Annotated in this window: 11 protein-coding genes; 6 read left to right on the forward strand and 5 right to left on the reverse strand. The window is 64.4% G+C overall.

From position 1 onward, the window contains the following. Positions 1-1,445: TonB-dependent receptor domain-containing protein (locus F753_RS35915; RefSeq protein WP_023445267.1), on the forward strand; the 1,445-nt coding region annotated here is incomplete at its 5' end. Positions 1,446-1,682: 237 nt separating this feature from the next. Beyond that, a complete protein-coding gene (locus tag F753_RS35920; RefSeq protein ID WP_023445268.1) occupies positions 1,683-2,846 on the forward strand; it encodes an MFS transporter in 1,164 nt (387 codons plus the stop codon). 27 nt (positions 2,847-2,873) lie between these two features. Here F753_RS35920 and F753_RS35925 read toward each other — a convergent pair whose 3' ends face one another. The 4 genes from F753_RS35925 to exaA all read right to left on the reverse strand — a co-directional run bounded on the left by F753_RS35925 (position 2,874) and on the right by exaA (position 7,746). After that, complete coding sequence (locus F753_RS35925; RefSeq protein ID WP_023445269.1) at positions 2,874-3,509, reverse strand: 3'-5' exonuclease; 636 nt, start codon at positions 3,507-3,509, stop codon at positions 2,874-2,876. A gap of 109 nt (positions 3,510-3,618) precedes the next feature. Beyond that, positions 3,619-4,935: a methyl-accepting chemotaxis protein gene (locus F753_RS35930; protein ID WP_023445270.1), complete on the reverse strand. Its 1,317-nt coding sequence runs from the start codon at positions 4,933-4,935 to the stop codon at positions 3,619-3,621. A gap of 123 nt (positions 4,936-5,058) precedes the next feature. Further along, on the reverse strand, positions 5,059-5,712 hold the full coding sequence (locus F753_RS35935; protein ID WP_023445271.1) for a pentapeptide repeat-containing protein: 654 nt from the start codon (positions 5,710-5,712) through the stop codon (positions 5,059-5,061). Between the two features lie 162 nt (positions 5,713-5,874). Then, the gene (gene exaA, locus F753_RS35940) at positions 5,875-7,746 is read right to left on the reverse strand and encodes a quinoprotein ethanol dehydrogenase (RefSeq protein ID WP_023445272.1); all 1,872 of its coding nucleotides are present in this window, start codon (positions 7,744-7,746) and stop codon (positions 5,875-5,877) included. Between the two features lie 309 nt (positions 7,747-8,055). Here exaA and pedF point away from each other — a divergent pair, with 309 nt between their 5' ends. The 4 genes from pedF to F753_RS35960 are packed head-to-tail and all read left to right on the forward strand — an operon-like array spanning position 8,056 to position 11,187. Beyond that, positions 8,056-8,493, forward strand: coding sequence for a cytochrome c-550 PedF (pedF, locus tag F753_RS35945; RefSeq protein WP_023445273.1), 438 nt, complete (start codon positions 8,056-8,058; stop codon positions 8,491-8,493). Beyond that, positions 8,493-9,407 carry a substrate-binding periplasmic protein gene (locus F753_RS35950; RefSeq protein ID WP_014820105.1) on the forward strand — a complete coding sequence of 305 codons (915 nt, stop codon included), beginning with the start codon at positions 8,493-8,495 and terminating at the stop codon, positions 9,405-9,407. The genes pedF and F753_RS35950 overlap by 1 nt, the downstream gene beginning before the upstream one ends. A gap of 50 nt (positions 9,408-9,457) precedes the next feature. After that, entirely contained in the window at positions 9,458-10,204 is a 747-nt protein-coding gene (locus F753_RS35955; RefSeq protein ID WP_023445274.1) for a quinoprotein dehydrogenase-associated SoxYZ-like carrier, read from the forward strand. 53 nt (positions 10,205-10,257) lie between these two features. Continuing rightward, entirely contained in the window at positions 10,258-11,187 is a 930-nt protein-coding gene (locus F753_RS35960) for a quinoprotein relay system zinc metallohydrolase 1 (protein WP_023445275.1), read from the forward strand. Positions 11,188-11,239: 52 nt separating this feature from the next. Here the strand turns inward: F753_RS35960 and F753_RS35965 are convergent, their stop codons facing one another. Then, on the reverse strand, positions 11,240-12,478 hold the full coding sequence (locus tag F753_RS35965; protein ID WP_023445276.1) for a substrate-binding protein: 1,239 nt from the start codon (positions 12,476-12,478) through the stop codon (positions 11,240-11,242). Positions 12,479-12,689 lie beyond the last annotated feature (211 nt).

The raw sequence follows: 12,689 nt of genomic DNA on the forward strand, positions 1-12,689 counted from the left end.
TGATGCCCCTGCCCCCCAGCCACTGGCTCAACGACAACGATCGCCTTTCCGGCACGATCTATCTGCGCCGCACACGTACCGCGACGCTCAATGGCGACGGCAACGATGAGTACGAGGACGAATACGAGGCGTGGGAAGACGGCGGCTTTATCGGCGTAGGGCCGGAAAGCGGCGTGCTGAACCGTACCCGCACCGCGCAACGTGCCTACGGTCTGGCGCTGCAGTGGGCGCGGCATGTAGGTGCGCATCAGTTCGCCTTCGGACTGTCCCACGACAACACCCGCGCCAGCTTCCACCAGAGCGAGCAGGGCGGCGAGCTGACCGACGAGCGCGGAATCGCCGCCAGCGAAGAGGAGGAACAGGCCAACAGCCTGCTGGGGCGCACCCGTACTTCCAGCCTCTATGCCACCGACACCTGGGCGCTGACCGACGCGCTGCAGCTGACCGGCTCGCTGCGCTACAACCGCACCCGCGTGGTGAACACCGATCGCATGGGCGATGCACTAAATGGCGACTTCACCTATCGCAAACTCAATCCCGCGCTGGGCTTTGCCTGGCAGCTGCGACCGGCGGTCACAGTCTACGGCGGCTTTTCCCAGGGTAACCGTGCCCCGACACCAATCGAGCTGGGCTGCGCGGACCCTGCAAACCCATGCAGCCTACCAAACGCCATGGCGGCCGACCCCTTCCTCGAGCAGGTTGTCACCCGCACGCTGGAGGTCGGTGTACGCGGCGAACTGGCTGGCGGCACCCGCTGGAACCTCGGGGCCTTTCGCAGCATGAACCATGATGACCTGCTGTTCGTCGGCACCGGCGGTAGCATGGGCTACTTCACCAACTTTGGCCGCACCCGTCGTCAGGGCATCGAACTGGGTCTGGCTGGCGAGCTGGGGCCATTCGACTGGCGGGTGGACTACACCTTCCTGCACGCCACCTTCCGCTCCGGGGCCTGCATTCTCGCCGAGAACAACAGCACCGAAGGCGAGGGCGGCTGCCCGGACGACGAGATTCGCGTGTCCAGCGGTGACTATCTGCCAGGCCTGCCGAAGCACAACCTCAAGCTGGGGCTGAACTGGAATCTCAATGAGCGCCTGCGAGTCGGCACCAGCGTCCTGGCGTACTCGTCGCAGTACGTGCGCGGCAACGAGAACAACCGTCATCAGCCCAACGACGAGGTAGAGGGCAGCGGCAAGCTGCCAGGTTACGCGGTGGTCAACCTCACTGCCGATTACCGCTTCGCCCGTGACTGGACGCTGTTCGGCCGGGTCGACAACCTCTTCGACAAGCGGTACGCCACCGGCGGTGCATTGGCCGAGAATTCCTTCGTCGGTGCTGGCAACGCTTTCGAGTCGGACCCGGATGAATGGCGCCACGAGCAGTTCATCGCCCCAGGCGCGCCCCGGGCGGGCTGGGTGGGCGTGCGTTATCGCTGGGATGCGCTATAACCGATCAGTCGCAGTAGCACCGAGCATGCCGGGCCTTTGCGCCCGGCATGTCGCGTCCGGCCTGGCTGCGGTGTTCGGTGTGCTCGCGGTTCAAGGTTCTGACGTGAAATCGTCACGGGCGATTGCGTATCCTGGCGAGCTTGGCCGATTGGTTGACGGCAGCACAGGAGCACGGATGAACCGCGTCCATCATTACCCCCTCGTCTCGCAACGTGCCGCTGGCGGGTGCCGCTGAGCATGCCGTCACGTCTGCGCATCGTTCTTGCACTCGGCAGTGCACAGACCCTGGCCTGGGGCTCGACCTACTACCTGCCGGCCATTCTCGCCGAACCGATGGCGAGCGAGCTGGGCATTTCCACAGGCAATGTATTCGCTGCATTTTCCCTGGCACTGATCGTCACAGCCGTCCTCGGACCGCTGTCGGGCAAGCGCATAGACCATTATGGCGGGCGCGATGTGCTGGCGCTTTCCAGCATCGTTTTTGCCGTTGGCCTGGCCATGCTCGGCCTGGCCAACGGACCGCTGATGCTCTGGGCCGGCTGGTTGGTGATCGGCATCGGCATGGCGCTGGGCCTTTACGAGTCGGCCTTCACCACGCTTGCCGGCATCTACGGTCGCGATGCGCGTGGCGCGATCACCGGCATCACCTTGCTCGCCGGCTTCGCCAGTACGGTGTGCTGGCCGATCAGCGGCTGGTTGAACGCCGAATTCGGCTGGCGCGCCACCTGCCTCACATGGGCCGGAGCGCATCTGCTGCTCGGGCTGCCGTTGAACCGGTTGCTGATCCCGGTTGGCGTGCAGCCGGCTCCGACCGCGGCAGAGCAAGCGCAGACAGACGACCGCTCGGGTGCAGGATTGACCATGGCGTTGCTGGCCTTCGTCTTCGCCGCCACCTGGTTCACCAGCACGGCGATGGCGGCGCACCTGCCACGTCTGTTGCAGGAGTCCGGGCTGTCAGCGGCCGCGGCCATCGGAATCGCGGCGCTGGTCGGGCCGGCCCAGGTCGGGGCGCGCTGCCTGGAGTTCGTCCTGCTGCAGCGCTTCCATCCACTGATCTCGGCCCGTCTCGCCGCTATCGCCCATCCCATCGGCGCGGCTGGCGTGATGCTGGTGGGTGCACCTGCGACCACCGCATTCGTGCTTCTGCATGGCGGCGGCAACGGCATTCTGACCATCGCCAAAGGGACCTTGCCGCTGGCGATATTCGGCCCCCATGGCTATGGCCTGCGCCAGGGGCTGCTGATGGTGCCGGCACGTTTCGCCCAAGCATTTTCGCCGCTGGTGTTCGCGCTGCTGATCGACGACTTCGGTACGCGGGCGCTGTGGCTGTCGGCGGCGCTGGGCGTCATGGCGTATGCAGCGCTGACCTTCCTGCAACGCCGGGCGCATGGGCTGGCCTGACTCCTGTTGACTGCCGCCGAAGCCCTGTCAGCGGGGTAGCGCCGCGAGCAGCATCGCCTGCTGCTCTGCGCTCAGGCCGAGGAACACGCACAGCGCGGCGTAGGCGTCGTTGGCCGCGTAGGCCTGCTGTGCCTCGGTCAGCGCGGGATTCGCCCAGTTCGAGGTGGCCACGCTGCGGGATTTTTCGATCCGTGCGTCGAGCACCGCGGCCACCGCACCGCGCAGGCCGACCTGACCCTTCTTGCCCTGATAGCGAAGCACCGAGCCCAGGTCCAGCAGACTGGTCGGCCGGATGCCGAGCTTGCCGTGCAGCCTGGAACGATCCGACTTCAGCCCGAAACCGATCTTCGCCAGCGCGGGCGATTGCAGGATTGCGCTGGCCGCTTCGATGCAGCCGGGCACGCCGATCCTGAACAGGTAGGCCTTTGCCGGGGTGGCGAACTGGATCAGGTGCGGACCGCTGGAGACTTCGCCCACCTTGAAGGTCGGTTTGGATTCGGTATCGAAACCGATGCAGCCAAAGCCCATGATTTCCTCCACCGCCGCGCGCAACTCGTCCGCCGTCGCGGGGGTGACGATGCTCGCCGACGTCAGCCCGTCGAAGCGCGGCAGCCCGTCGACGTTCGGATGCTGGCGGATATGAATGATCAGCTTCTGCGTCAAGCTGGCGTCCTCCGAACGCTGATGATCGAGTCAGCCTGAGGCAGCGGTGCCGACTCGGCTGTAGCGCGGCCATCCTTCATGTGTCGATCTGCTGTGGACAGGCTCGCCATCAGTTCTTCAACTGGCTGGCGAACTGCCCGACCGCGCTGACCACGCGCTGCGCGCCGTCCTGGATCTCGACGATCACCGCGCCGGCCTGGTTGGCGAATTCCAGTCCCTGCTCGGCCTGGTCACGGCTCGCGCTCATGCTGTGCACGGCGGCTTGCGCCAGGTCCTGGTTCTTCTGCACCACGCCGACGATCTCCTCGGCGGCCTTGCTGGTGCGGGCCGCCAGCTGGCGAACCTCGTCGGCCACCACCGCGAAGCCACGGCCCTGATCACCGGCCCGTGCGGCTTCGATGGCGGCGTTGAGGGCCAGCAGGTTGGTCTGGTCGGCAATGCCGCTGATGGTCTTGAGGATCGCGCCGATCAGCTGCGATTGCTTGTCCAGCGCCTCGATACCGTCGGAGGCTTCCTGCATCTGCTGGGCGATGCGATGCATCACTTCGACCGTCTGCTGGACCACTTGCGCGCCGCGCTGGGCACTGAGGTCGGTGTGCTGGGAGGTGTCGTAGGCAACCGTGGCGGCGTCGGCTACGGCCATCTCCCGGTTGACCTGATCGGTGATGACGGTGGCGAACTTGATCACCTTGTACAGCTTGCCGTAGGCATCGAGCACCGGGTTGTAAGATGCCTCGAGCCAGACGGTCTGGCCGTGGGCATCGATACGCTTGAAGCGTTCGGCGATGTACTCGCCACGGTTGAGGCTAGCCCAGAATTCGCGATAGGCCGGCGACTCGCTTTCCTCACGCTCACAGAACATGCGGTGGTGCTTGCCCCTGATTTGCTCGAGGCGGTAGCCCATGCCGTCGAGGAAGCGCTGGTTGGCGGTGATGACATGCCCGCCGAGGTCGAACTCGATCACCGCGGTGGAGCGCAGCAGCGCATTGATCACGCTCTCGTGCTCGCGCGAGGTTTCGATGGTTCGTGTCAGGTTGGTGGCGCACAGGGTGTAGTGGTGCAACGTGCCATCCGAGCCCTTGATCGGCTGCCAGATCGAGCGCAACCAGGCTTCCTTGCCGTCGACCCGCAGCAATCGGTAGGCGCCGCTGAGATGCTCGGCGCGCTGCATGGCGGTCTTGAGGCGTGCGTAGTTCGGTTCGGTACGAAACTGCTGGCTGAAAAAGTCGTCGACGGAGCGCCCGATGAGATCGTCGCGGCGATAACCCATTTCGCTGAGGAACAGCTCGTTGGCGTGCTGAATGCGTCCTTGCGGGTCCAGTTCCAGGACCATCATCTCCCTGTACAACGAGTTCTTGATCTGCTGATTGATTGCGGCTTCCTCGCGCAATTCAGCCAGTTCCCGTTTCAGGTTCTTGTTGAACATTATTGGCATCCAGTGGAGGGCAAGACCGCCCAGTCACTTGATCGGCGCAGGACTCATTTTCGTGAGGTCGACAGTGAATGGTTTGTTCTATACCGGCGATTGAACTGGCCTATCGCCGGCGCTTCATTTCTCCCAATCGACCGGGCAGTCCTTGCAGCCTTCCATGTTGGTGCCCTGGAAGGTCGCGTAATGCCGGCGCGCGCCGGTCAGAACGGCGTTGCCCAGATTGGCGTCGTTGAGCTTGGCTTCCTGCAAGTTGGCATCGGTGAGATCGGCGCCCAGAAGGTCGGCCTTGCTCAGCCAGGTCATTTCCAGGTCGGCGGCGTGCAGCGTGCTGTTGTGCATCCGGGCGCCGCTCATGCGGGCGAACTCGAGGTAGGCGCCGGTGAGGTCGGCCCTCTCGAACTGGGCGGCCTGGGCGAACAGGCCCCAGCCCTGGATGGCGATCAGCCGGGCATCGGTGAAATTGGCCAGACGCAGGTTGGCCTGTTGCAGGCTGGCGCGGTTAAGCGTGGCGCCGCTGAGGTCGGCTTTTTCCAGATTGGCCAGGTCGAGGTTGGCGTGGCGCAGGTTGGCGCCGGACAGGTTGGCACCAGCGAGGTTGATGCGGCGCAGGTCCTGATTGCTGAGGTCGGCGCCACGCAGATCGGCGTTGGCACACTGGCTCTCCGGCTGGAGCACGCAGCCGTTGATCGTCAGAGGACCGTCGTCTGCTGCGATGGTGGACGCGCTGGCCAACAGGACCAGTGGCAGAAGCAAGCGGTTAGCGGTGTTCATGGGAAGTCACCTGGGCAGTGTAGGGGAGAAAACGGTCGCGCGGCGTTCCTGGGCCTGTCGACGAGAGCGCCAACCCGGAGTCGGCCAGGTCAGGCGCACCGCGCGAACCGCTGTACCTTGAGAACATGAGGCGTGCCCGCGCGATGGCGGGCACGGCTCGACTCATCGCTTGGCGGTCTTCCTCTCCCAATCCGGCAGCTTGAATACCCAGAACGACCCGCCTTGGGCGACCGGCTTGGTCAGTACGGCCATGTCGCCGCCCCACAGCGGCACGGCACCGCCGTAACCGACCGTCACGCCGATGTACTGCTCGCCGTCCTGCTCCCAGGTCACAGGCGGGGAAATCACGCCGCTGCCAGTCTGGAATTTCCACAGCTCGTCGCCGGTTTTGGCGTTGAAGGCCTTGAAGTAGCCGTCGCTGGTGCCGGTGAATACCAGGTTGCCCTTGGTTGCCAGCACGCCGGCCCACAATGGCAGTTTTTCCTTGTGTTCCCAGGCCACCTTGCCGGTGGTCGGGTCCATGGCGCGCAGGATACCGACGTGGTCGTCGTACATGCGCTTGATGCGGAAGCCCTGGCCGAGATAGGCCGAGCCCTTCTTGTAGCTGACTTCCTCGGTCCAGTAGTCCTCTTTCCAGTGGTTGGCCGGTACGTAGAACAGGCCGGTGTCCTGGCTGTAGGCCATGGGGTTCCAGTTCTTGCCGCCGAGGAAGGGTGGGGATACTTCAACCGATTTGCCGTGCTTCTCGCCCGGCTCCGGTTTGGGTGGGCGCTGGCCCTCGTTCTCCACTGGTCGACCGGTTTTCAGATCGATATGGCTGGCCCAGGTGATGCCGTCGACGAAGGGGAAGGCGTTCTGCAGCTTGCCGTCCTTGCGGTCGACCACATAGAAGAAGCCGTTGCGGTCGGCGTGGGCCGTGGCCTTGACGGTCTTGCCGTTCTTGTCCTTGTAATCGAACAGCACCAGCTCGTTGTTGCCGGAGAAGTCCCAGGCATCGTTCGGGGTGTGCTGGTAGAACCACTTCACCTCGCCGGTGCTCGGATCCACGCCGACCTGCCCGGAGGTGTAGAGGCTGTCGTAATCCTTCGGGTCGCCGCCATCGCTGGTGCGCTCCCAGCCGTTCCACGGGGCGGGGTTGCCGGCACCGACGATGATGGTGTTGGTCTCCGGGTCGAAGCTCGCACTCTGCCACGGCGCGCCGCCGCCCTGGCTCCAGGCTTCCTTCTTGCCGGTCGGGTGGTTGGGATCGTCCGGCCAGGACGGCGCCTTGATGTCGCCGGTCGGCGTGCTGTCCTTGCCGTTGAGGCGCCCCATGTGGCCCTCGACGAAGGGGCGCATCCAGACTTCTTCGCCGGTATCAGGGTCGCGGGCGAACAGTTTGCCGACGATGCCGAACTCGTCACCCGAGCTGCCGTGAACCAGCAGCACCTTGCCGGTCTTGGCGTCTTTGACCAGCGTCGGAGCGCCGGTCATGGTGTAGCCGGCGCCGTGATCGCCGAACTTCTTGTTCCAGACGACCTTGCCGGTGTCCTTGTTCAGTGCCACGACACGGGCGTCGAGGGTGCCGAAGTAGATCTTGTCACCATAGATGGCGGCACCGCGGTTGACCACGTCGCAGCACGGGCGGATATCGTCGGGCAGGCGATGGGCGTAACTCCACAGGCGCTTGCCGGTCTTGGCATCGAGGGCGAAGACGCGCGAATAGGAGCCGGTCACGTAGATCACGCCGTCATGGACGATGGCCTGGGATTCCTGGCCGCGCTGTTTCTCGTCACCGAAGGAGAACGACCAGGCCGGGGTCAGCTTGAATACGTTGTCTTCATTGACCTGTGCCAGCGGGCTCCAGCGTTGCGCACTGGTGCCCATGCCGTATTGCAGGACGTTCTCGGTGGACAGGTGATCGTTGGCGATGTCTTCCCAGCTGACCGGCTTGGCCTGGGCGGCTGCGGCCAACGCGAGGCTGCCGGTCAGCGCCAGGCATTGCACGGCAATGGCGAGGGGGCGTTTGCTGCCGGGGTGCGATCTTGTTGTCATGGTTGCGATTCCCTTGGTCGATTCGGACGAGGCCGCCGTATGCCGGTGGCCTGGCGATTCGATTATTGGGAGCGCGCCATGGGCGCCGACACGGAAAAGCTCCCGCCGATGCCGGGAATCCTTCCCGAACCCTGCTGATTTAGCCTTGCTACCTCTGGGGGGCGGGAGGCGGTAGCAAAACCCAGTACCAAGGGAGGAGATGCAGGCATCCAAAGCAGGATTCTGCCGATGCACCGACACGGCCAACATGACCACCATGCGCTCCGATGGGGCTGCCTTGCACAGGTTCTCGAATAGAGGGTGGTAGTCATGAATAACAAGATCTTTTTGCGCTCACTGCTGGCAGCGGGTGTTCTCGGTATGTCCGGCCTGGTTCTGGCGCATGGCGACGTGACGCCGCAAGCGGTCAACACCAAGGGCCTGCCGCAACTCGGTGAAGAATGGCTGGACGAGAACCCCTATCGTGCGCCCAACGAGCACCACGACCTGGCGGTCGAGATCGGTTCCTCCGCCTACAACCAGAACTGCGCGCGTTGCCACGGTCTGGAAGCCATTTCCGGCGGTATCGCCCCCGACCTGCGTGAGCTGGAAGCCAGCTACGACGGCGACGAGTGGTACAAGGAGCGCGTGATCAATGGCGCGGTCCGTGACGGTGCCGTGTACATGCCGCGCATGGCCGACACCCTCAGTCAGGAAGCGCTGTGGGCGATCCGGACCTATATCGAAAGCGAAGCGGCCAAGCAGTGATGAACGCCGTCCGGCTGGTTCTGTCGCTGTGGCTGGCCCTGTGCTGCGCACTGGCGCAGGCGGACGTGGTCAAGGTGCGCGCCTTCGATGACATCATCGAATCCGGCGTGCTCAAGGTGGCGATGTACGAGAATTTCCCGCCGTACAGCTACCAGCAGGATGGCCAGCCGCGCGGTGTCGATGTGGAACTGGCGCGCAAGCTCGCCGAAGGGCTGGACCTGAAACTGGAAGTGCTGTGGGTAACGCCGGACGAAACCCTCGACGACGACCTGCGCAACTTCATCTGGAAGGGCCACTACCTGCGGCCTGGCGTGCTGGCAGACGTGATGCTGCGTGTGCCCTACGACCGCGAGTTCGCCTACAAGCGCAACGAGCTGGGTGAAGTGATCAACGAGCTGGTGGTGATGTTCGCGCCCTACCAGCGCGAGCGCTGGCAGACCGCGTATGACGACCGCCGCATCGACGAGGTGCCGAGCGTGGCGGTCTTTCAATATCACCCGATCGGCGTCGAAGTGGACAGCGTGCCATCGTTCTACCTGTCTTCGGTATTCGAGGGTCGACTGGCGAAGCACACCCACCACTACCCGAGCATCCGCGAGGCATTCGCTGCGCTGCAGCAGGGCGAGGTGGACGCCACCATGGCCATGCGCGCGGAGATCGAGTGGCTGCTCGAGCAGGCCGACGACAAGCACCTGAAACTCGCCGAGAACGCTTACCCGAACATGGGCAAGCAGGTATGGGATCTTGGCATGGCGGTGCATGAATCCAACCGGCAGCTGGCCTACGCGCTGGAAGAAGTGCTGGAGCCGCTGATTCTCGAAGGCGAGCTGGAAAAGCTCTACGCCAGCTACGGCTTGAGCTACGAGCTGCCCGGGTTGTACCAGGATGTGGAGAGCGACGTGGCCGGGCGCTGACCGGTCGCGCCATGCCGATCCCGCTGCGGATCGCTGTTCGAGGAGTCGACATGAGCGTCCAAGTCTTGCTGCTGCTGATGGTCTTTCACGCCTCGGGCGCCCTGGCGGCCGAGGCCGACCCACTGCAGTCGGTAATGTGGGAATACCACCACAAGGGCTTGCTCAACAGCGAGCCCTATGTGTTCGACGAGCGCGTAAAGGTCCAGGTACCGCCATTCGCCGAGGACTCGCGACAGGTGCCGGTGCACATCGATGCCAGAGCCCTCGGTGACGAGGTGGTGCGTATCGAGGCCTGGGCCGACCTCAATCCCATTCCACGTATTTTCACCTTCACGCCCGGCGAGCAGGTCGTGCCGCTGGTCGCCATCCGCATACGCGTGGAACAGGCAACACCGATCCGTGCGGCGGTGCTGACCCGTGATGGCGTCTGGCACATCGGTTCGGCCAAGGTCGATGCTGCCGGTGGCGGCTGTACGGCGCCGAGCGTGGTGCGTGCCCAGCCAGGCTGGGAAGACCGCCTCGGTGAGGTCATCGGTGGGCGCTTCGCCCGCGGCGATTTCAGTCGTTTGCGCCTGCAGGTCTCCCATCCGATGGATAACGGCCTGGTCGGCGGCATTCCCGAATTCTTTCTCAACCAGGCCGAGTTGCGCGATGCCGACGGTCAGGTCCTGGCGAAGCTGGAACTGTATCCGGCGGTCGCCGAAAACCCGAGTCTGAGCCTGGAAGTGAAGGGCGCGCAGGACCCCCGCCTGTGGCTGCGTGACAACAACGGCAACGAGTTCGAAGCCGCGCTCTGAGCTGACCAGCCCGCGTTTTCTCCGAGAGCCAGCAACCAAGCCAAGGAGGCGTCATGCGCCTGTTGCTCCTGATGTTCGCGTTCTGTCTGACCCTGCCCGCATACGCCGAGCTGCGTTACACGCTGCAGCCGCGGCAGATTGCCGATGACGTGTGGCTGCTGGAAGGCTCGACGGACAACTTCGACAAGGCCAACGGCGGCAATATCGTCAACACCGGCTTCATCGTCACCGCGGCCGGTGTGGTGGTGATCGACAGCGGCCCGTCGCGGCGTTATGGCGAGGCGATGCGCGCGGCCATCGCTAGCGTTACCGATCGCCCGGTCATCAAGCTGCTGCTGACCCATCATCACCCCGACCATGTACTGGGCAACCAGGCCTTTGCCGACGTGCCCATCGCTGCGCTCGCTGGCACGACCGATCTGTTGCGCGAGCAGGGCAACGCCATGGCCGAGAACATGTACCGCCTGGTTGGTGACTGGATGCGCGGTACGGAAGTGGTGCTGCCATCCGAGACCCTGGCGCCCGGCACGCTGGAAATCGGCGGGCGTTCCCTGCGTCTGCTGGCGTTGCGTGGTCATACCGGGGCCGATCTGGCCATTCTCGACGAACGCAGCGGCGTGCTCTTCGCCGGCGACATCCTGTTCTACCAGCGCGCGCTGACCACGCCCAACAGTCCAGGCCTGGATGTCTGGCTGGAGGATCTGGATACGCTCGAGGCATTGCCCTGGAAGCGCTTGGTCGCCGGCCACGGCCCGGTGGCCGATGATGCCGCGCCGTTCGTGCAGATGCGCGACTACCTCGGCTGGCTGGACGGCCTGCTGCGTGAAGCCGCCAGTGGCGGAGCGGACATGAACGAGGTGATCCAGAGCCCGATCCCCGAGCGCTTCGCCGGCATCAGTTTGACCCGCTACGAGCTGATCCGGAGCGTCAGCCATCTGTATCCGCGTTACGAAGCGATGGCGCTGCAGCGCGTCGACGAGTGAAGGCGCGCCCGCGGCGCGCCTATTGGTGTTCCACTCCAGTCGCTGCATCCGGTCACTGCAGCTGTAGCTGATCACCGCGCTCCTGCTGCCAGTCGTCCAGGCTAGGCGCGGCTTCCTCGCCATCCATGCGATGGATAATGGTGAAGTAGTCCTGCTTGAAGCGATCCTGCATGATCTCGCTGCGATCGCGCACCCGAACCGCGTAGATGCTCTGGACGTTCTGGTGGTCGAAGTCGCGCCAGTACTGCTCGTCCTTCAACAGGCTGTAGCGATGGTTCTCCAGCGCGGTGATAACGGCTTCGCTATCCAGTCGGCCCGCCCGCCGCACGGCATCGGCCCATTGCTGGACGATGCCGTAGGCCGACGCCGCGGTGCTGCCGGGGTAGGCCTGATGCAAGGCAATATAGCGCTCGACGAACGCCTGACCGGTTTCGCTTTTTTCTCGCTGCGGTACCCGCCAGGTCCAGGCTTCGGTGCCGATCACGTTTTCCATCACCAGCGGTCCGGCTTGCTCGACGATGCTCTGGTTGAGGTTGGGCGCGATGATCTGCATGCGCTTGCCCAGCTCCAGGGTGTGCGCCAGGCGCATGGTCTGCACCAGATCCTGGCCGAGCAGAACGATCACCAGCACATCCGCATCACTGGCGGCAGCCTTCTGCAGTGCGCTCAGGTAGTCATCTCGGCGGGCACCTCGCGCGGCGATCTTCGAGTAGCCGTGGCGTGCGCGGTCGCGGCTCTTGGTCGCTTCACGCAGGGCCTGCTCCATGCTGTGGCCCCAGGCATCGTCGAGGCTGATGTAGTGGTAGCGGCGGTTGGGCATGTGCCAGCTCAGGTATTCGCCGAGTACCCGGGCGCTCATCCAGGCACTGTTGGATTCGCGGAATAGATGCCGATGGCCGTCTCGTCCGGTGATCTCGTTGGCGTAGCCGAGGGTGGGGAAGTACAGCAGTCCGAGTTCGCGTGCGCGCTGGCCGGCGCTCATCGCCTCTTCGCTGTTGGCGCCGCCGAAGATCATCGCTGCGCCCTGTTTGGCGAAACGGTCGACGTTGGCACGCGCCTTTTCCGCGCGCGCGGCCGAATTCAGGCTGACCAGCTCCAGGCGTCGGCCCAACAAACCACCACCCTGGTTGATCTGGTCGACGGCAAGCAGGGCGCCACGGCGTAGCTCCAGACCTTCGGACTTGTAGTTGCCGGTGCTCGGGTAGTTGAGACCCAGACGGATCGGTTCGGCCGCGTGGGCGCTTTGTAGTGTGAAGACGAGGAAGGCGATGATCAGGGTAGGGCGAAGCATAGCTCTTATCCTTCTGAGCGAGGGGGCATCCGTTTTAGGGGGTAGGGTGGGCCCGGCGGAATTGTCTTTTCCGGCCGAATAGGTGCGACTTTCGGTGCCGCCCGGCATTGGAAGCGGGCGGAATCACGCGTCTTTCGTGGCCTGCGGCGGCGTATTGCTACCAAGGGAGGAGGAAAATCGGCACTGCGGGCAATTGTTGGCGAGGCGGTGC

Source organism: Stutzerimonas chloritidismutans AW-1, assembly GCF_000495915.1.
Taxonomy (GTDB): Bacteria; Pseudomonadota; Gammaproteobacteria; order Pseudomonadales; family Pseudomonadaceae; genus Stutzerimonas; species Stutzerimonas chloritidismutans.